At 68.2% G+C, this 24878-nt stretch carries 26 protein-coding genes and 1 pseudogene; 12 read left to right on the forward strand and 15 right to left on the reverse strand.

Going from position 1 to position 24878, the window contains the following annotated elements:
• Window position 1 precedes the first annotated feature (1 nt).
• From ACWIDZ_RS05275 to ACWIDZ_RS05285, 3 genes are all read right to left on the reverse strand, one after another.
• Window positions 2-388, reverse strand: coding sequence for a VOC family protein (locus tag ACWIDZ_RS05275; RefSeq protein ID WP_312219307.1), 387 nt, complete (start codon window positions 386-388; stop codon window positions 2-4).
• A gap of 103 nt (window positions 389-491) precedes the next feature.
• Window positions 492-956: a GFA family protein gene (locus ACWIDZ_RS05280; protein WP_453989057.1), complete on the reverse strand. Its 465-nt coding sequence runs from the start codon at window positions 954-956 to the stop codon at window positions 492-494.
• Between the two features lie 16 nt (window positions 957-972).
• Window positions 973-2079: an S-(hydroxymethyl)glutathione dehydrogenase/class III alcohol dehydrogenase gene (locus ACWIDZ_RS05285; protein WP_453989058.1), complete on the reverse strand. Its 1107-nt coding sequence runs from the start codon at window positions 2077-2079 to the stop codon at window positions 973-975.
• A gap of 173 nt (window positions 2080-2252) precedes the next feature.
• Between ACWIDZ_RS05285 and ACWIDZ_RS05290 the strand changes: the two genes are divergently transcribed.
• Together ACWIDZ_RS05290 and ACWIDZ_RS05295 are read left to right on the forward strand one after the other, a co-directional pair.
• Complete coding sequence (locus ACWIDZ_RS05290) at window positions 2253-3140, forward strand: LysR family transcriptional regulator (RefSeq protein ID WP_453989059.1); 888 nt, start codon at window positions 2253-2255, stop codon at window positions 3138-3140.
• Entirely contained in the window at window positions 3137-3838 is a 702-nt protein-coding gene (locus ACWIDZ_RS05295; protein WP_453989061.1) for an NAD-dependent deacylase, read from the forward strand. Before ACWIDZ_RS05290 ends, ACWIDZ_RS05295 begins: the two co-directional genes overlap by 4 nt.
• Here ACWIDZ_RS05295 and ACWIDZ_RS05300 read toward each other — a convergent pair.
• From ACWIDZ_RS05300 to ACWIDZ_RS05310, 3 genes are all read right to left on the reverse strand, one after another.
• Window positions 3835-4158: a YnfA family protein gene (locus ACWIDZ_RS05300; protein ID WP_453989062.1), complete on the reverse strand. Its 324-nt coding sequence runs from the start codon at window positions 4156-4158 to the stop codon at window positions 3835-3837. The two genes, ACWIDZ_RS05295 and ACWIDZ_RS05300, sit on opposite strands and share 4 nt — an antisense overlap.
• 164 nt (window positions 4159-4322) lie before the next feature.
• Complete coding sequence (locus ACWIDZ_RS05305; RefSeq protein ID WP_453989063.1) at window positions 4323-5108, reverse strand: RNA methyltransferase; 786 nt, start codon at window positions 5106-5108, stop codon at window positions 4323-4325.
• Between the two features lie 159 nt (window positions 5109-5267).
• Window positions 5268-6299: a S1/P1 Nuclease gene (locus ACWIDZ_RS05310; RefSeq protein WP_453989064.1), complete on the reverse strand. Its 1032-nt coding sequence runs from the start codon at window positions 6297-6299 to the stop codon at window positions 5268-5270.
• 393 nt (window positions 6300-6692) lie between these two features.
• On the opposite strand from ACWIDZ_RS05310, the gene ACWIDZ_RS05315 reads away from it, so the two are divergent.
• Complete coding sequence (locus ACWIDZ_RS05315; RefSeq protein ID WP_343828531.1) at window positions 6693-7256, forward strand: 3D domain-containing protein; 564 nt, start codon at window positions 6693-6695, stop codon at window positions 7254-7256.
• A 74-nt stretch (window positions 7257-7330) separates the two neighbouring features.
• Here the strand turns inward: ACWIDZ_RS05315 and ACWIDZ_RS05320 are convergent, their stop codons facing one another.
• Together ACWIDZ_RS05320 and ACWIDZ_RS05325 are read right to left on the reverse strand one after the other, a co-directional pair.
• The gene (locus tag ACWIDZ_RS05320) at window positions 7331-7651 is read right to left on the reverse strand and encodes an Mpo1-like protein (protein ID WP_453989066.1); all 321 of its coding nucleotides are present in this window, start codon (window positions 7649-7651) and stop codon (window positions 7331-7333) included.
• Window positions 7652-7825: 174 nt separating this feature from the next.
• Entirely contained in the window at window positions 7826-9823 is a 1998-nt protein-coding gene (locus ACWIDZ_RS05325) for a DEAD/DEAH box helicase (protein WP_453989067.1), read from the reverse strand.
• A gap of 209 nt (window positions 9824-10032) precedes the next feature.
• Between ACWIDZ_RS05325 and ACWIDZ_RS05330 the strand changes: the two are divergent.
• Window positions 10033-10850 (forward strand): annotated as a pseudogene (locus ACWIDZ_RS05330) (restriction endonuclease).
• Between the two features lie 96 nt (window positions 10851-10946).
• Window positions 10947-11156 (forward strand): flagellar hook protein FlgE, encoded by a 210-nt coding sequence (locus ACWIDZ_RS05335; RefSeq protein WP_453989068.1) that lies wholly within the window; start codon window positions 10947-10949, stop codon window positions 11154-11156.
• A gap of 4 nt (window positions 11157-11160) precedes the next feature.
• Here ACWIDZ_RS05335 and ACWIDZ_RS05340 read toward each other — a convergent pair whose 3' ends face one another.
• Window positions 11161-11850, reverse strand: coding sequence for a winged helix-turn-helix transcriptional regulator (locus ACWIDZ_RS05340; protein WP_453989069.1), 690 nt, complete (start codon window positions 11848-11850; stop codon window positions 11161-11163).
• Window positions 11851-11943: 93 nt separating this feature from the next.
• Here ACWIDZ_RS05340 and ACWIDZ_RS05345 point away from each other — a divergent pair, with 93 nt between their 5' ends.
• The 4 genes from ACWIDZ_RS05345 to ACWIDZ_RS05360 all read left to right on the forward strand — a co-directional run bounded on the left by ACWIDZ_RS05345 (window position 11944) and on the right by ACWIDZ_RS05360 (window position 13845).
• Window positions 11944-12387: a VOC family protein gene (locus tag ACWIDZ_RS05345; protein ID WP_346484861.1), complete on the forward strand. Its 444-nt coding sequence runs from the start codon at window positions 11944-11946 to the stop codon at window positions 12385-12387.
• Between the two features lie 3 nt (window positions 12388-12390).
• Window positions 12391-12867: an SRPBCC family protein gene (locus ACWIDZ_RS05350; protein WP_453989070.1), complete on the forward strand. Its 477-nt coding sequence runs from the start codon at window positions 12391-12393 to the stop codon at window positions 12865-12867.
• Complete coding sequence (locus ACWIDZ_RS05355) at window positions 12864-13355, forward strand: VOC family protein (RefSeq protein WP_453989071.1); 492 nt, start codon at window positions 12864-12866, stop codon at window positions 13353-13355. The genes ACWIDZ_RS05350 and ACWIDZ_RS05355 overlap by 4 nt, the downstream gene beginning before the upstream one ends.
• Before the next feature lie 136 nt (window positions 13356-13491).
• A complete protein-coding gene (locus ACWIDZ_RS05360; RefSeq protein WP_291779362.1) occupies window positions 13492-13845 on the forward strand; it encodes a DUF1428 domain-containing protein in 354 nt (117 codons plus the stop codon).
• Between the two features lie 43 nt (window positions 13846-13888).
• Here the strand turns inward: ACWIDZ_RS05360 and ACWIDZ_RS05365 are convergent, their stop codons facing one another.
• On the reverse strand, window positions 13889-14863 hold the full coding sequence (locus ACWIDZ_RS05365; protein ID WP_453989072.1) for a DMT family transporter: 975 nt from the start codon (window positions 14861-14863) through the stop codon (window positions 13889-13891).
• 109 nt (window positions 14864-14972) lie between these two features.
• Here ACWIDZ_RS05365 and ACWIDZ_RS05370 point away from each other — a divergent pair, with 109 nt between their 5' ends.
• On the forward strand, window positions 14973-15461 hold the full coding sequence (locus tag ACWIDZ_RS05370) for an Lrp/AsnC family transcriptional regulator (RefSeq protein ID WP_312219289.1): 489 nt from the start codon (window positions 14973-14975) through the stop codon (window positions 15459-15461).
• 96 nt (window positions 15462-15557) lie between these two features.
• Here ACWIDZ_RS05370 and rpoD read toward each other — a convergent pair whose 3' ends face one another.
• Together rpoD and dnaG are read right to left on the reverse strand one after the other, a co-directional pair.
• Complete coding sequence (gene rpoD / locus ACWIDZ_RS05375; protein WP_291779354.1) at window positions 15558-17480, reverse strand: RNA polymerase sigma factor RpoD; 1923 nt, start codon at window positions 17478-17480, stop codon at window positions 15558-15560.
• A 75-nt stretch (window positions 17481-17555) separates the two neighbouring features.
• Window positions 17556-19433, reverse strand: a complete 1878-nt coding sequence (gene dnaG / locus ACWIDZ_RS05380; protein ID WP_453989073.1) for a DNA primase — start codon at window positions 19431-19433, stop codon at window positions 17556-17558.
• A gap of 169 nt (window positions 19434-19602) precedes the next feature.
• On the opposite strand from dnaG, the gene ACWIDZ_RS05385 reads away from it, so the two are divergent.
• Both ACWIDZ_RS05385 and ACWIDZ_RS05390 read left to right on the forward strand, forming a co-directional pair.
• Window positions 19603-20814: a patatin-like phospholipase family protein gene (locus ACWIDZ_RS05385; RefSeq protein ID WP_338577972.1), complete on the forward strand. Its 1212-nt coding sequence runs from the start codon at window positions 19603-19605 to the stop codon at window positions 20812-20814.
• Window positions 20815-20998: 184 nt separating this feature from the next.
• Window positions 20999-21256 carry a hypothetical protein gene (locus ACWIDZ_RS05390; RefSeq protein WP_453989074.1) on the forward strand — a complete coding sequence of 86 codons (258 nt, stop codon included), beginning with the start codon at window positions 20999-21001 and terminating at the stop codon, window positions 21254-21256.
• A 21-nt stretch (window positions 21257-21277) separates the two neighbouring features.
• On the opposite strand, the gene ACWIDZ_RS05395 is transcribed toward ACWIDZ_RS05390, so the two are convergent.
• From ACWIDZ_RS05395 to ACWIDZ_RS05405, 3 genes are all read right to left on the reverse strand, one after another.
• Window positions 21278-22243, reverse strand: coding sequence for a hypothetical protein (locus ACWIDZ_RS05395; RefSeq protein WP_453989075.1), 966 nt, complete (start codon window positions 22241-22243; stop codon window positions 21278-21280).
• Window positions 22244-23404 carry a glutamine-hydrolyzing carbamoyl-phosphate synthase small subunit gene (gene carA / locus ACWIDZ_RS05400; RefSeq protein WP_453989077.1) on the reverse strand — a complete coding sequence of 387 codons (1161 nt, stop codon included), beginning with the start codon at window positions 23402-23404 and terminating at the stop codon, window positions 22244-22246.
• An 87-nt stretch (window positions 23405-23491) separates the two neighbouring features.
• Complete coding sequence (locus ACWIDZ_RS05405) at window positions 23492-24799, reverse strand: amino acid permease (RefSeq protein WP_453989079.1); 1308 nt, start codon at window positions 24797-24799, stop codon at window positions 23492-23494.
• Window positions 24800-24878 lie beyond the last annotated feature (79 nt).

Here is a 24878-nt window from a genome sequence, read left to right on the forward strand (position 1 = left end):
CTCAGCCCGGCCGGTGAACGGCGCAGATCTTATTGCCTGACGGATCGCGCAGATAGGCCAGATGCAGAACGCCGAAGGGGGTGGTGCGCGGCCCGGCCGGGTCCTCGATCGCCACGCCGCCCGCCGCGACCCCGGCCTCGGCGAAGGCGACGACCGCCTCGGGGCTGGACGCCGCAAAGCCGATGGTCCCGCCGTTGGCGTGACAGGCCGCCTGGCCGTCGCGCGGCTTGACCACGCCCAGCATCCCGCGCGGCGTCATGTACCAGACGCCCGGCAGCGGCACGTCGCTGAACGCGCCCGGCTGATGGCCCAGGGCGCCGAGAACGGCGTCATAGAACTTGTGCGAGGCCTCGACGTCGTTGGCGCCGACGGTGACGTGCGTGAACATGGTGATCCTCCCAGATCCGCCCGATCCTTTCGCCGGGCGCGGCCAGCTAAGCCGAGCAGGTTTCATTTGGCAACGAACTTTGCTGCACCTGCTCAGTCCGCCCTCATTTCGGGCGCGCGCCCTCTCGGGCATAGGCGCCCATCAGTTCGCCATAGTCCTCGGGCGGCGGGAATTCCGGATAGCCGACCTTGGCCCCCGACTGCACGCCCGGCAGGCGCTCCGTCGTCCAGGTGTCGGCATGGGGAACGAACCACGCCCCGTCGTCCAGCAGGCTGGGCCTCAGGTTGACGAACTGCCCCCCGGCGATGCCGCGCGTGAACAGCCAGGTCTTGCACGACGGACAGAAGTGATGTTCCGGCACGGGGTTGTGCAGGCCGCCGATCTCCGTCTCGCCCTCGACCGTCAGCCCCTCGCTGGGCAGCATCAGGCTCAGCGAATAGGCGCCGCCCGTCAGCTTCTGACAGGCGCGGCAGTGACAGGCCGCGGCAAAGACCGGGGCTTCGACAACCCTGACCCGCACCTGTCCGCACAGGCAGGCCCCCGTCCACGGCAGTTTCCAGTCGCCCAAGGCTGAACCCTTTTTCCTAGAAGACGATCACCGAACGGATGCTCTTGCCTTCGTGCATCAGGTCGAAGGCTTCGTTGATGCGCTCCAGCGGCAGGGTGTGGGTGATCATCGGATCGATCTCGATCTTGCCGTCCATGTACCAGTCGACGATCTTCGGCGTATCGGTGCGGCCGCGCGCGCCGCCGAAGGCCGAGCCCTTCCAGACGCGGCCCGTGACCAGTTGGAACGGACGGGTGGCGATCTCCTTGCCCGCCTCGGCCACGCCGATGATGACGCTCTCGCCCCAGCCGCGGTGACAGGCTTCCAGCGCCTGACGCATGACCACGGTGTTGCCGGTGCAGTCGAAGGTGTAGTCGGCGCCGCCCCCGGTCAGCTCGACCAGATGGGCCACCACGTCCGACACCTCCTTCGGATTGACGAAGTGGGTCATGCCGAAGCGACGGCCCCACTCCTCCTTGTCGCCGTTGATGTCGACGCCGATGATCATGTCGGCACCGACCATCTTCAGCCCCTGAATGACGTTCAGGCCGATGCCGCCCAGACCAAAGACCACGGCGTTGGCGCCCGGCTCGACCTTGGCCGTGTTGACCACCGCGCCCACGCCCGTCGTCACGCCGCAGCCGACGTAGCAGGCCTTGTCGAAGGGCGCGTCCTTGCGGATCTTGGCCACCGCGATCTCGGGCAGGACCGTGTAGTTCGAGAAGGTCGAACAGCCCATGTAGTGGTGAATGGTCTGGCCCTTGTAGGAAAAGCGCGACGTGCCGTCCGGCATCAGCCCCTTGCCCTGCGTGCCCCGGATCGAGGTGCACAGGTTGGTCTTGCGGCTCAGGCACGACTTACACTGGCGGCATTCCGGCGTGTACAGCGGGATGACGTGATCGCCGACGGCGAGGCTGGTCACGCCCGGCCCGACCTCGACCACCACGCCCGCGCCCTCGTGGCCCAGAATCGAGGGGAATAGACCCTCGCTGTCCAGCCCGTCCAGCGTATAGGCGTCGGTGTGGCAGACCCCTGTCGCCTTGATCTCGATCAGCACCTCGCCCGCACGCGGCCCCTCCAGATCGACCTCGACGATCTCGAGCGGGCGTTTGGCTTCGAACGCGACGGCGGCGCGGGTTTTCATGATGCTGGTCCTTCGGACGTCCCTATCGCTCGCGACGCGGTCGCTCGCTGCTTCAGGGACATGAGGTGGGCGGGTGATTTGGCGACCTTACTACGCCCCTTGCGGCCGGGTCGAAACGGCGACAACCGCAAAACATTATTGCTGTTTAGCAACAATCCTGATCCAACGTCCCCATGAGCCGCTGGGACGGGATCGACGAATTCACCGCTGTCGCCGAACAGGCCAGCTTCTCGGCCGCCGCCCGACGTCTGGGCCTGTCGACCTCCGCCGTCAGCCGCGAGATCGCCCGGCTGGAGGACCGCCTTCAAACGCGCCTGCTCCACCGCACCACCCGCCGGGTCGAGCTGACCGACGCTGGCCGCGACTTCCTTTCCCGCTGCCGTCGCCTGATCGACGAACGCGACGAGGCCCTGGCCGCCGTCCAGCCCGACGATCAGGCCCCGCGCGGCCTGCTGCGCATGACCTGTTCCGTCTCCTATGGCGAACGCTTCATCGCCCCCGCCGTCAACGCCTTCGCGGCTCAGAACCCCGAACTGCGGATCGAACTCGACCTCGACAACCGCCTGCGCGATCTGGTCGGCGACGGCTATGATCTGGCGGTGCGGTTCGGCCATCTGACCGACTCGCGGCTGATGGCGCGGCGCCTGGCCTCGCGGCGGCTGATCCTGTGCGCCAGCCCCGACTATCTGGCCCGTCGCGGCGCCCCGCGCGACCTGTCCGAGATCGCCAGCCACGACGGCCTGATCGGCTCGTCCGAGCACTGGCGCTTTACCGAGGCCGGGCGCGAAGTGACGCTTCGCCCCTCCGGCCGCTGGCGCTGCAACTCCGGCGCGGCGGTGCTGGATGCGGCCCTTCAGGGGTTGGGCCTGTGCCAACTGCCCGACTTCTACGTGGCCGAGGCGCTGGCGTCGGGCGCCCTCGTCTCCCTGCTGGACGAGGCCCGCCCGCCCGACGAAGGCGTCTGGGCCGTCCACCCACACCCCCGCCACGTCCCGCCCAAGGTCCGCGCCATGATCGACTGGCTGCACGATCGTCTGTCCACACAGAGGAGCCCCGCATGAACCTCGTCATCCTGACCGGCGCCGGCGTCTCGGCCGAGAGCGGCGTGCCGACCTTCCGCGCCTCGGACGGCCTGTGGGAAGGGCATCGCGTCGAGGCCGTCGCCACGCCCGAGGGCTTCGCCGCCGACCCGGCGCTGGTGCAGGACTTCTACAACCAGCGACGCCGCCAGCTGGCGAGCGTCCACCCCAACGCCGCGCACCGGGCGCTGGCCGATCTGGCGGCGCGGTGGGCGGGCGACGTCCTGCTGGTGACGCAGAACGTCGATGATCTGCACGACCGGGCGCACATGGACACGCCGCACGCGCCGGGCTTCGAACTGATCCACATGCACGGCGAACTGAAGAAGGCGCGCTGCACCGCCTCGGGCGTCGTCTGCGACTGGCATGATGATCTTGAGCCCGCCCACGCCTCGCCCCATCACCCGCGCGGCACCTTGCGCCCGCACATCGTCTGGTTCGGCGAAATCCCGCTGGAGATGGAGCGGATCGAGCGGGCGCTGGCGCGCTGCGACCTGTTCGTCTCCATCGGCACCTCGGGCGCAGTCTATCCGGCGGCGGGCTTCGTCCAGCTGGCGCGCATGGCCGGGGCTCGGACGGTGGAGATCAATCTGGAGCCGACACAGGGCGCGGGCCTGTTCGACGAGGGCGTCTACGGCCCCGCCAGCGAGACCGTGCCCGCCTTCTTCGGCCCGCTCTAGGCCCTCGGCCCGAACAGGATGATCGCCGCGCCGACCAGGCAGACCGCCCCGCCGATGACGTCCCAGCGGTCCGGCGTCGTCTTCTCGACCAGCGCCATCCACGCCAGCGACGCCACGATATAGACTCCGCCATAGGCCGCGAACGCCCGCCCCGCCGTCTCGGCCGGAACCATGGTCAGCAGCCACGCGAAGGCGATCAGACTGAGCACGCCCGGCGCCAGCCACCACGGCGAGCGATCCAGCTTCAGCCAGGCCCAGAAGGCGAAACAGCCGCCGATCTCGGCGAGCGCGGCGAGAGGATAGACGAAGGCGAGTTTCATGCGGCTCCTTCAGAAACGGGCTACGCGCTCTATCCCCGCTCATCCCGGCGGACGCCGGGACCCAGTGAGAGCGCCAGTCTCAAGCATTACCCTTAGCCGCTGCGCTTTGAAGCCAAAGCACTGGATCCCGGCGTCCGCCGGGATGAGCGGATTGAGAGGTAAGCTTACTCCCCCTTCGCCGCCGCCTCGGCCCGCTCCGCCGCCAGCTTGGCCAGCACCCGGCCTCGTCCCTTGGCCAGGGCGTGGATGGCGCCGCGCATGGTGGCGACTTCCTGTTCGGTGAAGGCGGCCCGACCCAGCATGACGCGCAGGTTCTGGCTCATCGAGCGCTTCTTCTCGGGCGGATAGAAGAAGCCGCCGTTGTCCAGCTCCGCCTCCAGATGCTCGTACATGCCCAGCAGCAGGTCGTTCGACGCGGGCGGCTCGCCCTCGCGGAAACGCGGCGGCGGGGCGTCCAGGATCAGGGTGCGCCACTCATAGGCGTTGATCGCCACCGCCTGCGCCAGGTTCAGCGAATGGTGCCTGGGGTCGATCGGAATGGTGGTGATCCCGGCGCACAGGGCGATGTCTGTCGTCTCCAGTCCCGCCCGCTCGCCGCCGAACAGCAGGCCGGTCTTCAGGCCCGAGGCCGTGTCGTCATACAGGATGCGCGCGCTCTCACGCGGGGTGCGCACCGGCTGGCGCGTCTCGCGCGGGCGGGCGGTGGTGGCGAAGACGGTGTGCAGATCGGCGACGGCCTCGGCCACGCTGTCGAACACCTTGACCCCGTCCAGCACCCAGTCGGCGCCCGACGCCGTGGCCCAGGCGCGGTCCTGGGGCCAGCCGTCGCGCGGGCTGACCAGCCGCAGCTCCGACAGGCCGAAATTGGCCATGACGCGGGCGACCGCGCCGATGTTGTCGGCCATCTGCGACTTGTCGAGGACGACGACGGGAGGGGTGAGTTCAGTCATGGGCGGTCAATAGTCCTTCTCCCCTTGTGGGAGAAGGACCCACTCACCGCTCATCCCCGCGGAAGCGGGGACCCAGTTCTTTGGCCGCAAGTACGACGGGCTGAGAGTGAGCGCGGGGCTCTCACTGGGTCCCCGCTTCCGCGGGGATGAGCGGAATTTTCAGTCCTCGCCGACCATCGAGGTCCACGGGTCGACGCGGCCCACCTCGACCTCGGCGACCTTCACCGCAGGCCAGCCGATGCTGCTGTTCGCCGACACGCGCCACGCGGCCGACACGAAGTCGCGCAGCTCCGAGGCCCCGGCCGCCAGCCGCTCGTTGACGAAGACGGCGCCGCGCGGGTCTGTGTCCTTGAACGCGCCTGCCTTCTCCATCCGATAGAAGGGGATCACCGTCGTCAGGGTGGCGTTCAGGTGCGAGGCCGTGCGGGCGCGCAGGTCGAAGCCCTCGACGTTCGGCGGCGCCATGGCCGCCTCGACCGCGTCCAGACGCAGGGTCCGGCTGGTGAAGGCGCCCTCGAAATCGCCGTGGGTGCGGCGCGACTTGGTGAAGCCCTCGGGATTGGTCTCGCCCGCCCAGCCGTTGAAGTGGATGGTCGTGTGGTGCGGCTGGGACGCATCGCCGACGAAGTGGCTCAACACCCCGATGTCGCGCAGAATCAACTGCTCGCGACGTTCGCGGTCGGCGCGATACCAGGCCTGCTTGGCCAGGTCCGGCTCGCGCGCCTCGGCGGCCGTCAGCACGCGCCAATAGGCGAAGTCGCGCTCCAGATTCTGCCAGGCGTCCATGATGGCGTAGGGCAGGTATCCCGCCTTATCCACGTCCAGACCCGCGCGGATCAGGGCGGCGTCGTATTCCGACTTCAGGCGCGGCAGGTCGGCCATGGTCATGCCGCGCGCGTCCATCACCCGGCCCTCATCGTCCATGTCGACGAAGTGGGCGGTGTCGCGCTCGCGGTCATGCGGCTGGCCCGCGCCCTTCCAGCGATCGGGCTCGCGCGAATATTCGCCGACGTCGGCGGCGGCCCCGGCGGTGCGCAGGAAGGCGGGCAGGTCGCCCGGCAGGTGACGCATGGCCGCCACGCCGATCACCCGGTGGCCCGAACTGCCCCAGGCCTCGACCTGGACGGCGGGCGCCGCGACCAGCATCAGGGCGGCGGCGGAAATCATCAGTCGTTTGACTTGTCGGTTCATGAGACGGCGCCGTCGGAAATTTCAGAAGGAGAAACGACCGCTTATCGCATTCCCGCGCGCGCCTCCACCCGCCGCCTTCGCCCGGAAGAACGCCGATCACGCATCCGTTATCTTGGCTAGTGCGCCAGCTTTTCTTGCCAATAAAGTGTTAGCGCCGATGATCAAGTCATTAACGATCAAGGCCAGCGCAGAAGTATAGAAATGAAATAGGTCGAATATTTTACATATATAGTCTACCCGATCCGCCACAGACCGGCGATAGACTGGCCCCATTCGCGCCTCATCCATTACCGATACAGCGACTGATCTCATTTGCCGCAATTGCGCCGCAATTGGCCGTCAGAAACTCGCCGCCGGCGCGTGTTGGGACCGGTGCTTCCACGAGTTTGATCGATGTTGAGCACGGCCGCCGCGCTTGCCATGCTGTGGACCATGGCCTTCTCCGGGTCCGGAGAGCCTGTCCCTTACGAAACGGCCGTCGCCCGCGACGCCGCCATCGTAGAAGCCGCCGCGACGGCCCCCGGTTCCATCGATTCCGCCGAAACGGCGGACTTGTCGGCCGAACAGCTTGAGCTGATGGCCGGCGACCCCGACTGGCGCGCCTCGGCCCGCCTCTATCACGCCGGCGGCGGCGGAGCGACCGGCAACGATTCCCTGGGCTGCCGCCCGATTCCGATGCGCACGGTCGCGGTCGACCCGCGCGTCATCCCACGCCGCACCAAGCTGTTCATCCGCGAGACGGTCGGCCTGCGCATGGCCGACGGCACGGTCCACGACGGCTACTGGTACGCCTCGGACACCGGCGGCGCGATCAAGGGCGCCAAGATCGACCTCTACACCGGCCATGGCCGCGCCTCGATGCGCCCCGCCATGAGCCTGAACATGAAGACCCTGACCATCGCCGACGCGGGCGATTTCGACGGCTGCCCCCCGGCGTGGGAGACGGCCTCGAACTGAGGCTTTCAGCCTGACGACAAAAAGGGCGGCCGGATCGAACCGGCCGCCCTTTTTCTTTGGGCCTCAGCCCGCCTTCAGAACTTCCGCTTGCCGCTGACCGTCTCGAAGAACAGGCGGAAGTCGCCCATCAGACTCCACAGCGGATATTTGAACGTCGCGGGCCGGTTCTTCTCGAAGAAGAAATGCCCCACCCAGGCGAAGCCGTAGCCGACCACAGGCATGGCCAGCAGCCACCGGGGGTTCAGGGTGAAGCAAAACGCCAGAAAGGCCGCGATCACCAGTCCCGTCCCGACCACATGGATGCGGCGGCACGTCCGGTTGGAATGCTCATGGATGTAATAGGGGTAGAAGGCCTCGAACGAGGCGTACCGCCCTTGGGGTTGCTCGATGCTCATGACCCCAGCCTGCCCCCGGATCGCGCCGGGGGCAAGTCGCTCGCCCCGGCCGCACCGCTCATCCCCGCGGAGGCGGGGACCCAGTGCTTTGGCCGAAAGCGCGCGGATAGCCGCTCTGAACGATGAGCGCGTGGCTCTTGCTGGGTCCCCGCCTCCGCGGGGATGAGCGGGTGGTTAAGCCCGCTTGCTCTTCGGCCCCTTGGCGAACGGCTTGCCGCCCGCCTTGAAGTCGGGCTTGCCCTTGAAGCCCGCCTTGGGCGTGAAGGGCTTCTTGTCGCCCTTGTCCTTGAAGCCCGGCTTCTTGTTGAAGCCGCCCTCGCCCGGTGCCGCATCGGCGCGGGGCGCATAGGGCTTCTTCTTGAAGGGACGCTCGCCATCCGCGCTGCGGCCTGCGTCGCCCTCAGGGCTCCACGGCTTCTTCTTGAACGGCGGGCGGGCCTGACCGTCCTCGTCACGACGGAAAGGCTTCTTGGCGTAGGGGCGAGCCTCGCCGTCCTTCTCGAACTTGCGGTTGCGGGCGCCCTTCATCGAACCGGGCGTCGGCGCCTCGGACGGGGTGATCCTCGCCTCTTCCTTGCTCTGGGCCGCCGCCGTTCGGAAGGCGTCGGCGTGGGTCAGGGCGACCTCGAAGCGCGTCTCTTCGGGGAAGGTGCGGATCGAGCCGATCTGCTGCTTGGTGATGCCGCCGATACGGCAGATCAGCGGGATCAGCCACTTGGGATCGGCGTTGCGGTTGCGGCCGATGTCCAGACGGAACCAGCTGACCTCGTCCGGCTGCAGGCGGTCGCCCGGCCACGGCGCGGGGGCGTAGTCGTCGCCGCCCGCCGCGTCGCGATCCTTGCGCTGACGGCGCTGCGGGCCTTCGCCCGGATCGGTCAGGTCTTCCGGCGCCGGCAGGTCCTTGCGCAGCAGCACCAGCAGGGCGCGGGCCAGATCGTCCGGCGTGCGCTCCTTGACCAGCGTCGCGATCAGGCCCGCATCCTCGTCCGCGCCTTCCTCGGCGAAGACGGGGGCGGCCAGCAGGCGCTGCTCATCCTGGGCGCGGATCTCCTCGGCGGTCGGAGCCCCGGACCAGACGGCCTCGACCCCGGCCGAGCCCAGCAGCATCTCGGCCTTGCGGCGACGGCTGTGCGGGACCAGCAGGACCGAAATCCCCTTCTTGCCCGCCCGCCCGGTACGGCCCGAGCGGTGCAGCATGGTCGCCTTGTTGATCGGCAGTTCGGCGTGGATCACCAGCCCCAGATCGGGCAGGTCCAGACCGCGCGCGGCCACGTCGGTGGCGACGCAGACGCGGGCGCGGCGATCGCGCAGGGCCTGAAGCGCCTCATTGCGCTCGCGCTGGCCCATCTCGCCCGACAGAGCCACCGAGGCGAAGCCCCGCTCGACCAGCGAGGCCTGAAGGTGACGCACGGAATCCCGCGTCGAGCAGAACACCAGCACCCCCGGCGCCTCGAAATAGCGCAGGACGTTGACCACGGCGCGCTCGATCTCGTTCGGCGCGATGCGCAGGGCGCGGTACTCGATGTCGTTGTGCGGCTGGCTGCGGTCGACGGTGTCGATGCGCACCGCGTCCTTCTGATAGCGCTTGGCCATGATCGCGATGTCGCGGGCGATGGTGGCCGAGAACAGCAGGGTGCGGCGCTCTTCCGGCGCCTGGTCGAGGATGTATTCCAGATCCTCGCGGAAGCCCATGTCCAGCATCTCGTCGGCTTCATCCAGCACGACGACGCGGGCGGCCGACAGGTCCAGCGCCCCGCGGTCGATATGGTCCTTCAGACGGCCCGGCGTGCCGACCACGACATGGGCGCCGAAGTTCAGGGCGCGCGCCTCCTTGCGGGCGTCCATGCCGCCGACGCAGGTGACGATCTTGGCCCCCGCCTCGGCGTAGAGCCACTGCAGCTCGGCCGCGACCTGCAGCGCCAGCTCTCGCGTCGGGGCGATGGCCAGCATCAGCGGCGTATCCGGCTGGCCGAACCGCTCGTCCTCGCCCAGCAGGGTCGGCGCCGCCGCCAGACCGAAGGCCACCGTCTTGCCCGATCCGGTCTGGGCCGAGACCAGCAGATCCGCCTCGCCATGGCCTTCCAGCACGGCCGCCTGGACCGGCGTGGGCTCAAGATAGCCCTTGTTCAGCAAGGCGCGGTCAAGCGCGGGATGGATCGCGGGAAAGGGCATGAAGGGCCTGGAAATTCAGATGAGGCGACCGTTAAACGGCCGCGCCCGGCGAGGCGTCGCAGCCTGCCGGGCGTCGGGGAAGGCGCTCCCTATACACGAATAAGGGCCGCGGTGGGGCCGAATCGATCTACCCGTTTCAAAAATCAACAATCCGCCAAAATGCTTAGATGACTTCGTCGCTTTCGGATGCGCCCCCTTTTGAAGCCTTCATGCAACCGATTGTTGATCGGCTTAAGGCCCATGGGCGTTCGCTGACTAATGCCGAAATGCTTGAAGATATTTCCGAGCACATGGGCCTTTCCGACGAGGTTCTGAATCTCAGGCACGGCAAGTGGAACCAGCTGGTCGTCGATCAGCGCCTTGGTTTCGCACGCAGCTGGCTCAAGCTTGGCGGGGCTGTCACCAACAGCCAAAGGGGCGTCTGGAGCCTGACTCCAGCAGGCGCCGCCATGACAGCGTCCGAAATCGCAGCCATCCCCAAACAGGTGCAAAAGGCCTACGCCGCGCAACGCGCCAACGCTGTTACGGAAAAGCTCGATCCGCCACAGGTGCTGCAGGAAGCCGCACAGGAAGACTGGAAGGACCAGCTTCTTTCTGTTTTGCTCCAGCTAGAGCCTTCAGCGTTCGAGCGGCTTTGCCAGCGTCTTTTGCGTGAATCCGGCTTCACCCGAGTCGAAGTGACCGGCAAAACCGGCGACGGAGGCATAGACGGGACCGGCGTCTTGCGCATGAACCTGCTGTCGTTTCAGGTCATCTTTCAGTGCAAACGCTGGCAGGGTCCGTCGGCTCATCGACGGTCCGCGACTTCCGAGGCGCTATGGTTGGCCGCGCCGACAAGGGCCTGATCATCACGACCGGCACATTCACAAGCGAAGCCCGAAGAGAGGCGACCCGCGACGGCGCTCCCGCAATCGACTTGGTAGATGGCGACACGCTCTGCGACCTGCTGAAAGAGCGCAGCCTTGGCGTATCCGTCCGCATGGTTGAGGAAGTCACAGTCGACACCTCGGCATTCAGCGCCATTTAGAAAAACGACCGCCGTTTACCACGTCCGTTGATCGGGCGTTGACCACGCAGGGGCGATACTGGCCGGTCTCAGACCTCCGTCCGTCGAGGATCATCCATGATCTCGCCGCTCAGCACCGCCGCCGGGACGCAGGCCGCCTCGGCCCGGCTGGAGGACAGCGCCCGCCGCGTCACCACGGGCCGGGTGGACGACTACGCTGTCGAGGTGGTCGAGCAGATCCGCGCCAAGAGCGAGTTCTCGGCCAACGCCGCCGTGGCTCGTGCGGCGGATGAGATGACGGGAACCTTGCTGGATATTCTGGTCTAGGCCTCTATCCCGCCTTGTCCGGCAGGTGGAAGAAGTCGACGAACCGCTCGAACACCGGCCGATCGCCCTCGATCGTCATGGCCCCCTCGCCTTCCAGCGCCTCCAGCGGGACCTTGCCGTAAACGGCGGCCGCGACCGCCTGGGCCGGGGCGCGCACCACGACGTCGCAGGCCTCGATCTCGCCGCGCACGGCGTCGATGACGCCGTCGGCCACGCTGACGACCATCCGATCCTCGCCCACGGCGAAGCCCAGCCGCATGGCGGCGCCCCCGGTCCGCGCGGGATCGAACATGGTCTTGAACGACAGCATGATGGAGACGGCGCTGATCGGCAGCGTCGGGTCGTGCTGGGGCGAGCGCGCTGCCCAGCGGCCCAGCACCATGAACACCGGCTCGATCTCATAGCCCCAGTCGGTCAACTCATAGACCTGGACCGAGGCGGGCGGCGGCAGCTTGCGGCGGCGGACGACGCCCGAAGCCTCCAGCCCCTCCAGGCGTTGAGTCAGCACATTGGCCGACAGGCCGCACAGGTCTTTTCGCAGGTCGCTGAAACGGCGCGGCCCCATCATGAGTTCTCTGATGACCAGCAAGGCCCAACGCTCGCCCACCAGGTCCAGCCCGTGCGCCGCGCCGCACGCGTCGTGATAGCGCCGGGATCGGGATTCGGACTTAGTGGTTACTTTTTCTAACTTCATGGTTGACTAACATAACATCAAGGCGCAGAACGACCAACATCATAGAGCAGGCCGTCCAGGGAGGGAGGGCCGCGCAAGGGAGGACCACCGCCGATGCCCAAACTGATCTTCATCAACCTGCCCGTCGCCGACCTGGCGCGCTCCGTCGCCTTCTATGAGGCGGTGGGGGCGAAGAAGAACCCGATGTTCTCGGACGAGACGGCGGCCTGCATGGTCTTTTCCGACACCATCCACGCCATGCTGCTGACGCATGAGAAGTGGGCCACCTTCACCGACCGCGCCATCCCCGACGCCCACAAGACGGCCCAGGTGCTGATCTGCGTGTCAGAGGACAGCAAGGAAGGCGTCGACGCCGTCGTCGATCGCGCGGCCAAGGGCGGCGGCCAGGCCGACCCCAGCGCCAAACAGGACTACGGCTTCATGTACGGCCGCAGCTACGCCGACCCCGACGGCCACATCTGGGAGATCATGTGGATGGACCCGGAAGCCGCCGCCCAGGGGCCGGAAGCCTTCGCCTCTCAGGTCGGCGGGGGCTGAGTCATGAGCGACCTCTACGAACTCAGCGTCAGCCGCTTCATAAAGGCCCCGCCCGAGACGGTGTGGCGGGCCTGGACCCGACACGGGACCGAATGGTTCACCCCCCGGCCGTGGACGACGGTCTCGGTCGACTACGACCTGCGCCCCGGCGGCCGCGCCGACATAGTCATGCAGTCGCCCGAGGGCGAGCGGCATGAGTATCGCGGCGCGGTGCTGGAGGTGGAGCCGGAGCGCCGCCTGGTCACCACCAGCGCCCTCGTCGAGGGCTGGGTCCCGCAGGCGGGCGACATGAACTTCGTCCGCATCGACACCTTCGAGCCCGAGGGCGACGGCACGCGCTACACCGCCCGCGCCCGCCACTGGGACGAGAAGGCCATGCTGGCCCACCGCGACATGGGCTTCGAGCCCGGCTGGGGCGCCGCCGCCGACCAGTTGGCCCAGGTCGCCGAGAACCTCACCCCGCAGGAGAGCGCGTCATGAGCGACAAGATCATTCCCTGTATCTGGTACGACCTCGGCCAGGCGAAGAAGGCGGCCGAGTTCTACGTCTCGCTCGGCCTGCCCGACAGCCGCATCGACCGCGTCGTCGCCAGCCTCGCCGACAATCCGTCCAGCCCGGCCGGGTCCGAACTGGTGGTCGAGTTCACCCTCGCCGGACAGCGCTACGTCGGGCTGAACGGCGGCCCGATCTTCCCCCAGACCGAGGCCGTGTCGTTCATGATCATGACCGACGACCAGGCCGAGACCGACCGCCTGTGGGACGCCATCGTCGGTAACGGCGGGGCCGAAAGCGCCTGCGGCTGGTGCAAGGACCGCTGGGGCGTGAACTGGCAGATCACGCCGCGCCGCCTGATGGCCTTCTACGACGATCCCAACCCCGCCCGCGCCAAGGCCGCCTTCGAGGCCATGATGACGATGCACAAGATCGACATCGCCGCCATCGAGGCCGCTGCTGACAGGATCGGGTAGGCCGCAAGGCTAAGCCGTCCGATCTGTCGCTTTCGACCAAGACGCCGACCCCGCCCGCCCCGACCATCCGCCCCTGCCCCTCAAACAGCAAGCCGCCCCGCGGCGAGCAAAAGGGGTCAATCAAAGGAGAACCACGATGAGCTACGTCACAGGCTTCCTGACTCCCGTGAAGGCCGAGAACAAGGACCGCTACGTCGAGTCCGCTCGCGTCGCCTGGCCGCTGTTCAAGGGCTACGGCGCCCTGGCCCATGTCGAGACCTGGGGCGTCGACGTGCCCGACGGCAAGGTCACCAGCTTTCCCATGGCGGTGAAGCTGGAGGACGGCGAGGTCGTCGTCTTCTCCTGGCTGATCTGGCCCGACAAGAAGACCGCCGACGACGCCTGGGCCAAGATGCAGGACGACCCCGCCATGGCGAACATGGACATGCCCTTCGACGGCAAGCGCATGATGTGGGGCGGCTTCGAGACCATCTTCGACGAGCGCAGCTGACAAACCGCCGGGGTCGGTCGCGCACCGGCCCCGGCGTCTGCGCCTATGCGCCGCCATGCGCGACGCCCGGTTTCGCCTTGTGGGCGCGCAGGCAGGCAGCGACGCTGAGCGCCACCAGAACGAAGGCCAGCGCCTCCATCGCCGTCGGCAGGCGTCGCTCCCAACCAAAGCCGTAGATCAGGGCGAACAGGGTCTCGAACAGGATCATCTGGCCGACCAGGGTCAGCGGCAGCAGCCGACTCATCCGGTTCCACAGGTTGTTGCCGACGATCGAGGCCAGCACGGCCACGCCGACCGAGACCCCCGCCAGCCTCATCCAGTCCGCCGCTTCATGCTGCGCGCCCGAAGCGGTCAACAGGGCGACCGGCAGAAGCAACAGGCTTTGCGCCCCGGTGACGACGCCGGTCAGCAGATTCCAGTCGTGGGCGGACACCGCCTCCAGTTGGCGAAGCCGCCGTGCGTTCTGAACCGCGAAAAAGGTCCATGAGGCCAGGGCGCCGACCGCGCAGGCGAAGCCGATAAATCGCGTCATGGGCGAGGTCTCGGCCGGCGCCGCCAGGGCCTGCCAGCCGATGCAGACCGCCCCGGCGGCGCAGAGCAGCAAGGGCAGATGCAGCTGCTTCAGCGGCACGGCGCCGTGGTCGCGGCTGCCGATGATGGTCACCGCCACCGGCAGGAAGCCGATGACCAGGGAGGTCATGGCGATGCCGCCCGTCTGCACGGCCCCCGACAGCAGGATGTAGTAGAGAGTGTTGCCGGTAAGGGCGAGCCAGAACAGGTTCAGCCAGTCGCGCCGTCCGATCCGCGCCGTCACCGCCTTCCACCGCGGCGCCAGCAACGCCCAGGCGATCAGGCCATAGGCGAGGTAGCGTCCCACCGTCAGCTGCAGGGGATTGAAGTCCCGCGCCAGCTCGGGCGCCAGGAAGACCAGCCCCCACAGCGCGCCCGCGCCGATGCCGCAAGCGACGCCGAGCGCCGTCCCGTTGTTTCGACCCTGCCCGATGATTTGCGCCGTCATTTCCAGTTCCCGCTTGGCTTGGCGGCGAGCTATACCAAGGGGCGGACGGGGCGTTTCCTCTCGATCACAGGCCCAAACGCAACAAAAACTCGCGCAAAAAAGACCGCTGATGGCCGCACGACCCGCTTCTCCACAACGCTCGCTGGACAGCTTTGATCGCGCGATCCTGCGCATCGTCCAGCGCGACGCGCGGACGCCGCAACGCGCCATCGCCGAAGCCGTCAATCTGTCCGCCGCCGCCGTTCAACGACGGATCGCGGCCATGGAGGCCAGCGGCGTCATCCGCCGCAACGTCGCCCTGGTGGACCCGAAGTCGATCCCCCTGACCATCACCTCCATCGTCGAGGTCTATCTGCAGGACGAGCGGGCCGAGACGGTCCAGAACGCCAAGGCCCGCTTCCTGGCCGAACCCGAGGTGCAGCAGTGCTACTATGTCACCGGCGGCACCAGCTTCATCCTGATCGTCGTCACCACCGACATGGCGGCCTATGAGGCGCTGACGAAGCGGCTGTTCGAAGAGAACGACAGCATCAACCGCTTCCGCTCCCTGATCGCCCTGGACCGTGTGAAGACGGACGCCTCGCTGATCATCCCCTGAAGTCCCGTCGCAGCGCCCCAGACGCAGCGCCCCAGAACGAAAAACGCCGGCGAGATCGAAACCCCGCCGGCGCAAATCTTCGGACGATCAGATCGATCAGCTGTCCAGGAAGCTCCGCAGCTTCCGCGACCGCGACGGGTGCTTCAGCTTGCGCAGGGCCTTGGCCTCGATCTGACGGATGCGTTCGCGCGTGACCGAGAACTGCTGGCCGACCTCTTCCAGGGTGTGGTCGGTGTTCATGCCGATGCCGAAACGCATCCGCAGCACGCGTTCCTCGCGCGGGGTCAACGACGCGAGCACTCGCGTCGTTGTTTCACGAAGATTGCTCTGGATGGCGGCGTCGATCGGCAGGACGGCGTTCTTGTCCTCGATGAAGTCGCCCAGGTGGCTGTCTTCCTCGTCGCCGATGGGGGTCTCGAGGCTGATCGGCTCCTTGGCGATCTTCAGCACCTTGCGGACCTTCTCCAGCGGCATGGCCAGGCGTTCGGCCAGTTCTTCCGGGGTCGCCTCGCGGCCGATCTCGTGCAGCATCTGGCGCTGGGTGCGGACGATCTTGTTGATCGTCTCGATCATGTGCACCGGGATGCGGATGGTGCGCGCCTGATCGGCGATCGAGCGGGTGATCGCCTGACGGATCCACCAGGTGGCGTAGGTCGAGAACTTGTAGCCGCGACGGTACTCGAACTTGTCGACCGCCTTCATCAGGCCGATGTTGCCTTCCTGGATCAGGTCCAGGAACTGCAGGCCGCGGTTGGTGTATTTCTTGGCGATGGAGATGACCAGGCGCAGGTTGGCCTCGACCATTTCCTTCTTGGCCTGACGGGCCTCGCGCTCGCCCTTCTGCACCATCTGGACGATGCGGCGATAGTCGTCGATCGGCACGCCCGCCTCGGTGGCGACGGCGGCGATGTGGGCGCGGATGTCGGCGATCTGGGTCGCCTCGTTCTCGCTGAACTTGGTCCAGCGGACGCCCATCTCCTTGACGCGTTCGGCCCAGGTCGGGTCCATCTCCGAGCCGAAATAGGCCTTGAGGAATTCGGGCCGCGAGATGCCGTAGCCGTCGGCCAGGCGCAACAGCCGGCCTTCCTGACCGATCAGACGCTTGTTGATGGCGTAGAGCTGGTCGACCAGCGCCTCGATCCGGGCGTTGTTCAGCTTCATCGTCTTCAGGCGGTCCGAGATCGCCGTCGACAGGGCCTCATAGGTCTTCTGGTCCTTGGCGGTCAGGACCTCGCCCTTCAGGCGCGCCTCGACGAGCTTGTCCTGCAGCTTGCGGAACTCGCCGAAGTCCGAGGCGATCGCGTCCAGCACCTCCATGACGCCGTCGCGCAGCTCGGCTTCCAGCGCCGAGATCGACATGGCGCCGCCGTCGTCGAAGTCCTCGTCGTCGTCCTCTTCGCCGTCGCCGTCCGGCTCGCCGGTCGGCTGGGCCGGGGCGGGCTGGTTATGCGGCAGGGACGAGGGGTTCAGGATGCCGTAGGTGGCGTCCAGATCGATCACTTCGCGCAGCAGGATGCGGTTGTTGGCCAGTTCGTCGCGCCACACCATGATGGCCTCGAACGTCAGGGCGCTTTCGCACAGGCCCGAGATCATGGCGTCGCGGCCGGCCTCGATGCGCTTGGCGATGGCGATCTCGCCCTCGCGGCTCAGCAGCTCGACCGTGCCCATTTCGCGCAGATACATCCGCACGGGGTCGTCGGTGCGGTCATAGGCGGACTTGGCGGGCGTCTCGGCGACCGAGGTCTCGGCGGCGGCGGCCACGTCGGTGCCGGTCGCCTCGGCGGCGTCCTCTTCGGCTTCGACGACGTTGACGCCCATCTCCGACAGCATGGCCAGGATGTCTTCGATCTGGTCGGGCGTGACTTCCTCGGACGGCAGGACCTTGTTCAGCTCCTCCATCGTCACATAGCCGCGCGTCTTCGCCTGGCGGATGAATTTCTTCACCCCGGCGTCGGTGAGATCGAGCAGGGGCCCGTCGGTGTTGGTTTCGGCGTCCTGCGTCTCGGTCTGCGCGCTCATTCAGTCTGTCTCCACGGCCGGCGGGGGGTGATCAGGCCCCTGCGGCGAAAATACAACGCCCGACGACTTCGTTGGTTACGAAGAAGTCGAGTCTTCCCAAATCGTTCCGGTCTTGATGGCCCGCCGCAAAGCATCGCGCTCGGCCTTCACCAGAGCGAAAGCCGAGTTATCGAAAGCCTTGTGGGCCTCCGACTTCGCCGACGCGAGCGCCTCGTCCAACGCCGCTGCGCGGGTCAGAGCGTCGAACGCCTGCGACCACCGGGTCCTCGCCTCGCCGAGGGGCTTGTCTGTAGCCAGGAATGGCGCGCCGGACTTCGCCGCCGCCTTCTCGACCTCGCGCAACATGGCGTCATGACCCGATTGGGCCAGATGGCGGCGCAGGGCGGCGGAGTCAAGGGTTCGGCCCGAGAAACGCAGCCGCACCATCTCCTGCGCCAGCCCGTCCAGGGCCGGATCGCCGAAACCGTAGCGCGCCACCGCCTCCATGTGGTCGTCCAGCCGCTCCGGGTCGTCCAGCGCCCCGTGCGCCAGGGCGGCGGCGATCGGCTCGACCGATCGGAACAGGGCCTGCATGGCCTGGGCGCCCTCGACCGTCTGCCCCTGCAGCGGCGGCGGCCCGCGCCAGCGCCCGCCCGGCCCCGGCCGACCGCCCGGCTGTTGCGGCCTCTGCGGCTGGCGCGGGAACAGGGCGTCGAACCGGTCGAACAGGTCGCGGCGGTACTGTTCGGCCAGATCCTTGTCCTGCACCGCATTGGCCGCTTGGCGCAGCCGCCCCTTCAGCCCCGCCTTGCGCTCGGGCGTGTCCAGCGGTTCGGCCTCGACCTCGCGGCGGAACAGCACCTCGGCGAAGGGCCGCGTCGCCGCCATGACCTGACGCAGGGCCGGCGCCCCCTTGTCCCGCAGGATGTCGTCGGGGTCCTGCCCCCCCTCCAGCAGGGCGAAGCGGAACGACTTGCCCGGCTTCAGCAGCGGCAGCGCCCGCTCGATCGAGCGATAGGCGGCGCGCAGGCCCGCCGCGTCCCCGTCGAAACTCAGCACCGGCTCGGACGAGACGCGCCACAGCACCGCCATCTGCTCCTCGGTCAGGGCCGTGCCCATCGGCGCGACCGCAGGCAGCCCGGCCCGGTGGCAGGCGATGACGTCCATATAGCCTTCGACGACGATGATGCCCTGCTCGCCCCGGCTCTCGGCCCCCAGGATGCGGCGCGCCTCGGGCAGGCCGTAGAGGGTCGCCCCCTTGTGAAACAGCGAGGTCTCCGGCCCGTTCAGATACTTGGCCCGGTCGTCCGGGTTCATCGCCCGCCCGCCGAAACTGACGATGCGCCCGCGCGCGTCCAGGATCGGGAACATCAGCCGATCGCGGAAGCGGTCGTAGGGCTGCCCCCCGCTCTCGGGCGCGATCAGCAGCCCGGCCTCGACCAGATCGCCCGGCCGCGCCCCGCGCTGGACCAGCGCCTGCTTCAGCCCCTCGCGGTCGTTGGGCGCATAGCCGAGGCCGAAGCGCTCCCACTGGTCCTCGGGCAGGCCGCGCTTCTCCAGGTATTCGCGCGCCGCCTTGCCGACGTTGCGGCGCAGATTGGCGGCGAACCACTTCTGGGCCAGGTCCATCCAGTCGGCCAGGCCCTGACGCTTCTGCTCGCGTTCGGCGGCCTGGGGGTCCTCGGCGGGAAGCTGCATCCCCGCCTCGCCGGCCAGGCGGCTGACCGCCTCGACGAAGCTGAGCCGCTCCGTCTCCTGCAGGAAGGTGATGACGTCGCCGTGCTTGCCCGAGCTGAAGTCGTGAAAGAAGCCCTTGTCGTCGTTGACGAAGAAGCTGGGCGACTTCTCCTTCGAGAAGGGGCTCAGGCCGACGAACTCGCGGCCCTGACGCTTGAGCTTCACCGTCCGCCCGATGATGTCGGACGGCCGAAGGCGGGCCTTCAGCTCCTCGATGAACCGTTCGTCAAATCGCACGCCTGACCTATGCCGTCCGATGGCGGGCGAAAGCCAGCCCCGTCCCTCCCCCGGCCGGGACGGCGCCCGTCCAAATACGCCGCTGGGGATAAGTCCGGGGACAACGCCGACTTCCTTCCGTCGCCCGAGTGGGCTTTAACACCCTCAGCCTCGCCGGAGCCCAGCGACCATGCGCCGCCTTCGTCTTCTCGTCCTGATGCTGCTGCCCGTCGCCCTGCTGGCGCTCGGCGCCTGCCAGACGATTCCGCGCCCCGTCTTCGACGCCGCCGACCTGGCCGCCGCCAGCCCGCCCTGGCGTTATGACTTCCTGACCCCCGAGGCCCGCGACCGCTTCGTGCGCGAGACGGTCAACGCCCAGAACGCCACGGCGGACGGCACGTTCGACATCCTGGCCCTGTCCGGCGGCGGGGCCAACGGCGCCTATGGCGCGGGCGTCATGGTCGGCTGGAGCCAGGCCGGCGACCGACCCCAGTTCGAGGTGGTGACCGGCGTCTCCACCGGCGCCCTGATCGCCCCCTTCGTCTTCGCCGGCCCGCGGTTCGACCCGGCGCTGGAGCATGCCTATACCAGCGGCCAGACCGACGACCTGCTGAAGTCGCGCGGCCTGCTGGCCCTGACGCTGCCGGGCGTGTTCAAGCCCGAGCCCCTGACCAATCTGGTGCTGAACAACATCTCGCCCGAGCTGCTGGCCGCCATCGCCGAGGAGCACCGCAAGGGCCGCCGCCTCTACGTCTCGACCACCAGTCTGGACACCCAGACCCAGGTCGTCTGGGACATGGGCGCCATCGCCCAGCGCGACGACGCGGCCTCGCGCCTGTTGTTCGTCAATGTGCTGATCGCCTCGGCCAGCATCCCCGGCGCCTTCCCGCCCGTCCTTCTGGACGTCGAATACGAGGGCCGCCGCATCCAGGAGCTGCACGTCGACGGCGGCACGGTCTCCAGCTTCCTGGTCGTGCCCCAGGCCCTGCTGCTGGAAGCCCCGAACGCCCGCCCCCTGGGCGACGCCCGCATCTGGATCGTGGTCAACGGCAAGTGGGACCCGCGCTTCGAGGTCTCGCGCATCTCGGCCATCAGCATCGCCGCCCGCAGCTTCGACACCATGATGAAGGCCCTGCAACGCTCGGACCTGACCGCCATCACCCAGTTCGCCCGGCGCTATGATCTGACGCTGTCGGTGGCCGCCATCCCCGACCACGCCGAGGCCAACACCCTGGACTTCACCCAGGCCCATATGACCGCCCTCTTCCAGACCGGCGAGGCCGAAGCCTTGGCCGGCCGCGCCTTCGAGCGGCGCGTTGATCCGTCCGAGCCGCGCCAGAGCCGCCGCCGACACGGAGCGCAGACGCCGCCCACCGTGGTCATCGCCCCGCCGGTTGATTAGGAATTCATTAACCATATTGACCGCATTGCGGCCACAACCATCTGATTACGAACAATATTTTTCGTATAACAGCGGAACTGTCCACAGCACCTGTGGATTCTTCTCGCGTCTCTGAGAAACAGAGGCCGTTCCCGACAGCGCCGCCGCAGACCGTGACCGACGCCGTCCGCAGATGGGTTTTCTCATGTTCATCGCCATCGCCCGCCCGGCGGTGGAGCCCCAAGGCCCCGACGCCGTCCCCGGCTCTCCTGCTGTCCCCCTGCTCAAGCCGCGCGCGCTTCACGCCCGCCTGCTGGCCAACGCCGCTCTGAGGCGGCGACGCGGCTGGCGGCGGCGTCAGGAGAACCGCCGCGAAGACGCCGACTACTGGCTGCACGCGGCCGCCGTCGCCGTCGGCAAGGCGACCCAACTCCGTCGCGCCCAGGCCGCGCCCCTGCCCTGAGCAGGTCAGCGCAGTGAAGGCTCAGCGCAATTCGGGCAGGCGCCGCGCCAGGGATTCCTTCAGCTTGCGCCCGCGCTCGGACAGGCTCTTGCCGCGCCGTCGTTCGCGCGCCTCGAAACCCTGGCCCCAGCGTTCGTGCATGGCGGCCATCAGGGCCGGGTGGCGGTCGTACTGGTGCACGATCGGACTGATCCCGCCGTCCGGGTTCACGATCCGCCCGTCCGCCAACGACAGGGCCTCGCCCGGCGTCAGGCCGACGGTGGCGATCCGGCCGTAGTTGGCCGCCGCCTCGCCCTCGACCAGGCCCAGGTGCAGGGCGATGTTGCAGGCCGCCTGGTCCGCCCCGAAGGCTCCGCCGATCTCTGAGCGTGGAATGGCCGCCAGCATCAGCAGGGTGCGGCAGAAGCGGATCATGCACGCGCGCGGCCCCATCACGGTGCCGACGCAGACGCACGGCTTGTCCGCCAGGGCGCGCGCCACGTCCTCGCCGCCGACGCCGCGCAGATATTTCATGTTGAAGGCGTGGCCCTTCAGCCCGCCGTCGTACTCGACGAAGAACTCGGGCTTCCGGGGCGGCGGGTCGAACGGCGGCGCCTGGAAGACCACGTCGCGCACGTCCGTCAGCAGGACGCTGCGCGCCCAGGGCCGCTCGCTCATCAGGGCGTCGAAGGCGGCGAACCGCTGCATCACCGGATGCGGCCGCCAGACCCCGTTGCACAGAGACCGCGGCGGCGCCGACTCCACCCCATGCGCCGCCAGGAAGGCCAGCAATTCCGGCTCCTGATCCGTCACCAGCACGACGGGCCCGGCGTAGACGGCGCGCAGGGAGCGCACGAAGACCGCCACATCGGCGGCTTCATAGCCGGTGGCGTAGCCCAGGATCAGATCATGCTCGCCCGCCGCAAAGGTCGGAGAGGCCCCCCTCTCGCCCGCGATCGCGGCGGCGACCCAGCCCAGGTAGGCCGACTTCGCCGCCGGTGAAGCCATTTACGCCCTCATGGAATCCACGAAACGCTTGAACAGATAGAGGCTGTCGGTCGGGCCCGACGAGGCCTCCGGGTGATGCTGAACGCTGAACACCGGACGGTCCTTCAGCGCAACGCCGCAATTCGTACCATCGAAAAGCGACACATGCGTTTCAACCACCGCCTCGGGCAGGCTGGCGCCGTCGACCGAGAACTCGTGGTTCATCGACACGATCTCGACCTTGCCCGTGGTCAGGTCCTTGACCGGATGGTTGGCGCCGTGGTGGCCCTGCTCCATCTTCAGCGTCTTGGCGCCCAGGGCGATGGCCAGCATCTGGTGGCCCAGGCAGATGCCCATCAGCGGCTTGCCGCTGTCCAGCAGCTTCCTGATCTCGGGCACGGCGTATTCGCCGGTCGCGGCCGGATCGCCCGGGCCGTTCGACAGCACCACGCCGTCGGGATCGCGCGCCAGGATGTCCTCCGCCGTAGTCGAGGCGGGCACCACGGTGATCTTCACCCCGGTCGAAGCCAGGGCGCGCAGGATGTTGCGCTTCACGCCGTAGTCGACGACCACCACCGACTTGTCGCCGGCCTCGGGCTTGGCGTAGCCCGTCGGCCATTCCCAGGCGCCCTCGGTCCATTCGAAGGCCTGGGTGGTCGAGGCGTCCTTGGCCAGATCCAGGCCGACCAGACCCTTCCAGTCGCGCGCCTGGGCCGTCAGGGCCTCCAGGTCGAACTTGCCGTCGGGGTCATGGGCGATGACGGCGTGCGGGGCGCCCTTTTCGCGGATCAGCTGGGTCAAGGCGCGGGTGTCCACGCCGGCCAGGCCGATGACGCCGCGCGACGTCATCCAGGCGTCCAGCCCGCCCGTGGCGCGCCAGTTGGCCGGATCGGTCGGCACGTCGCGCAGGATGACGCCGCGCGCCGCGCGCTCGGGCGCCTCGCCGATCTGTTCGACGTCCTCCAGGTTCACGCCGACGTTGCCGATGTGCGGGAAGGTGAAGGCCAGGATCTGGCTCATGTACGAAGGGTCGGTCAGGATTTCCTGATAGCCCGTCATGGCGGTGTTGAAGACCACCTCGCCGACGGCCGAGCCGGTCGCGCCGACGCCGATCCCCGACAGGACCGTTCCATCTGCGAGCACGAGGACGCCGGTGGCGCCGGACAGGATGTGAGTCGTCATGGCGCAGGGCTCCTAGCAGTGAATACGGGCGGACAAACGGCGGCGTCGCTAAAGAGATGAAGGGGGCGTGTCAACACAGGCCTTCGACTATGCCCCCTGCACGCGTCCCTGTCGCTTGCGAACCCACAGCCAGGCCAGGCTGGTCACGGCGAAGAAGCCGACGCTGGGCCAGATGTAGCCGCCCGCCGCCGCCGCGACCGCAAAGGCCGAGAACACCGCCCCACCGACGGCCAGCAGACGCCAGCCCGGCCTGGTCGTCAGCTTCCACAGCGTCACCGAACACAGGGCGTAAAGGCACAGGGTCAACACGGAGGTCACCCCGATCAGCACGCCGAACTGCTGGCCCAAGGTCGGCTGGGCGCTGGCGATCACCATGGCGCTCATGATGACGCCGTTGATCAGGGGATTGGACAGGGGCGTCCTGCCCTTCTGCGCCCCGCCGAACCAGCGCGGCAACCATCCGGCTTCAGCCGAGGCGCGGGCCGTCTCGCCGCCCATCATGGTCCAGCCCGCGATGGTGCCGGTCGCCTTGATGACGGCGCAGGCCGCCACCAGACCGGCCACCGAGGCCCCCATCACCCGCGCCACCAGATCGGCGTAGGGGCTGGTCGAATGGGCCAGGACGTCGGCCGGAATGACGCCGAACACCGCCACGCTGGCCGCCACATAGACGACGAAGGCCAGCAGAACCCCGCCCAGCGAGGCGCGGCCCACGTCGGTCGCCGGGTTCTTCACCTGGCTGGACAGGGCGGCGGCGCTCTCAACCCCCAGGAAGGCCCAGAAGATGACGGCCAGCGACGCCGGAACCGTCTTCATCAGCGGCTCGCCCGCCGGGCTCCACGAGGCGACGAAGGTCTCGCCGCTGAAGGCGATGACGCCGGCGATGATGGCCAGACCGATCGGGATCAGCCCCAGCACCAGGGTGATCGCCCCGAACCGCGCCGCCGTCTTCGACCCCGCCGCATAGGCCGCCGTCGTCAGCCAGATCAGCGCCAGATTGCTGAGCGCCCCCCACATCGGCTCCTTCAGCGCCGGAAAGAAGAAGGCCAGATAGCCGGTTCCCGCCACCGCCACGGCGACGTTGCCGGTCAGGCAGGCCGCCCAATAGGCCAGCCCCGTCTGATAGCCCAGAAACCGCCCCAGACCGCGCCGGGCGAAGTCCGACAGGCCGTCGGCCTCCGGCTGCATCCGCCCCAGCCCTCCGAACACCAGGGCCAGGGTCACCGCCCCGACGCCGCAGACGATCCAGCCGATGACGCTCGAGCTGCCGGTCGGCGCCAGGGTGGCGGGCAGCAGATAGACGCCCGATCCGATCATGTTCCCCGCCACCACCAGGGCGGCCAGACCCCAGCCGATGCGGTGCGAGGGTTCAGGCAGGATGTCGACTTGGCTCATGCCCGCCGCATAGACCGAAATGTCGCAGCCGTCGCCATGAAGATTGCGGCTCCGCCCTTCGCCGGGATGAGCGGTCGGC

The sequence above is a fragment of the Brevundimonas sp. NPDC055311 genome (genome assembly GCF_053645695.1).

Bases quoted from the DNA above. Each gene is read 5' to 3' on its own strand.
- ACWIDZ_RS05275 (WP_312219307.1), bottom strand. From the start codon at position 388: ATGTTCACGCACGTCACCGTCGGCGCCAACGACGTCGAGGCCTCGCAC.
- ACWIDZ_RS05285 (WP_453989058.1), bottom strand. From the start codon at position 2,079: ATGAAAACCCGCGCCGCCGTCGCGTTCGAAGCCAAACGCCCGCTCGAG.
- ACWIDZ_RS05290 (WP_453989059.1), top strand. From the start codon at position 2,253: ATGAGCCGCTGGGACGGGATCGACGAATTCACCGCTGTCGCCGAACAG.
- ACWIDZ_RS05295 (WP_453989061.1), top strand. From the start codon at position 3,137: ATGAACCTCGTCATCCTGACCGGCGCCGGCGTCTCGGCCGAGAGCGGC.
- ACWIDZ_RS05300 (WP_453989062.1), bottom strand. From the start codon at position 4,158: ATGAAACTCGCCTTCGTCTATCCTCTCGCCGCGCTCGCCGAGATCGGC.
- ACWIDZ_RS05305 (WP_453989063.1), bottom strand. From the start codon at position 5,108: ATGACTGAACTCACCCCTCCCGTCGTCGTCCTCGACAAGTCGCAGATG.
- ACWIDZ_RS05310 (WP_453989064.1), bottom strand. From the start codon at position 6,299: ATGAACCGACAAGTCAAACGACTGATGATTTCCGCCGCCGCCCTGATG.
- ACWIDZ_RS05315 (WP_343828531.1), top strand. From the start codon at position 6,693: ATGTTGAGCACGGCCGCCGCGCTTGCCATGCTGTGGACCATGGCCTTC.
- ACWIDZ_RS05320 (WP_453989066.1), bottom strand. From the start codon at position 7,651: ATGAGCATCGAGCAACCCCAAGGGCGGTACGCCTCGTTCGAGGCCTTC.
- ACWIDZ_RS05325 (WP_453989067.1), bottom strand. From the start codon at position 9,823: ATGCCCTTTCCCGCGATCCATCCCGCGCTTGACCGCGCCTTGCTGAAC.
- ACWIDZ_RS05335 (WP_453989068.1), top strand. From the start codon at position 10,947: ATGATCTCGCCGCTCAGCACCGCCGCCGGGACGCAGGCCGCCTCGGCC.
- ACWIDZ_RS05340 (WP_453989069.1), bottom strand. From the start codon at position 11,850: ATGAAGTTAGAAAAAGTAACCACTAAGTCCGAATCCCGATCCCGGCGC.
- ACWIDZ_RS05345 (WP_346484861.1), top strand. From the start codon at position 11,944: ATGCCCAAACTGATCTTCATCAACCTGCCCGTCGCCGACCTGGCGCGC.
- ACWIDZ_RS05350 (WP_453989070.1), top strand. From the start codon at position 12,391: ATGAGCGACCTCTACGAACTCAGCGTCAGCCGCTTCATAAAGGCCCCG.
- ACWIDZ_RS05355 (WP_453989071.1), top strand. From the start codon at position 12,864: ATGAGCGACAAGATCATTCCCTGTATCTGGTACGACCTCGGCCAGGCG.
- ACWIDZ_RS05360 (WP_291779362.1), top strand. From the start codon at position 13,492: ATGAGCTACGTCACAGGCTTCCTGACTCCCGTGAAGGCCGAGAACAAG.
- ACWIDZ_RS05365 (WP_453989072.1), bottom strand. From the start codon at position 14,863: ATGACGGCGCAAATCATCGGGCAGGGTCGAAACAACGGGACGGCGCTC.
- ACWIDZ_RS05370 (WP_312219289.1), top strand. From the start codon at position 14,973: ATGGCCGCACGACCCGCTTCTCCACAACGCTCGCTGGACAGCTTTGAT.
- rpoD (WP_291779354.1), bottom strand. From the start codon at position 17,480: ATGAGCGCGCAGACCGAGACGCAGGACGCCGAAACCAACACCGACGGG.
- ACWIDZ_RS05385 (WP_338577972.1), top strand. From the start codon at position 19,603: ATGCGCCGCCTTCGTCTTCTCGTCCTGATGCTGCTGCCCGTCGCCCTG.
- ACWIDZ_RS05390 (WP_453989074.1), top strand. From the start codon at position 20,999: ATGTTCATCGCCATCGCCCGCCCGGCGGTGGAGCCCCAAGGCCCCGAC.
- ACWIDZ_RS05395 (WP_453989075.1), bottom strand. From the start codon at position 22,243: ATGGCTTCACCGGCGGCGAAGTCGGCCTACCTGGGCTGGGTCGCCGCC.
- carA (WP_453989077.1), bottom strand. From the start codon at position 23,404: ATGACGACTCACATCCTGTCCGGCGCCACCGGCGTCCTCGTGCTCGCA.
- ACWIDZ_RS05405 (WP_453989079.1), bottom strand. From the start codon at position 24,799: ATGAGCCAAGTCGACATCCTGCCTGAACCCTCGCACCGCATCGGCTGG.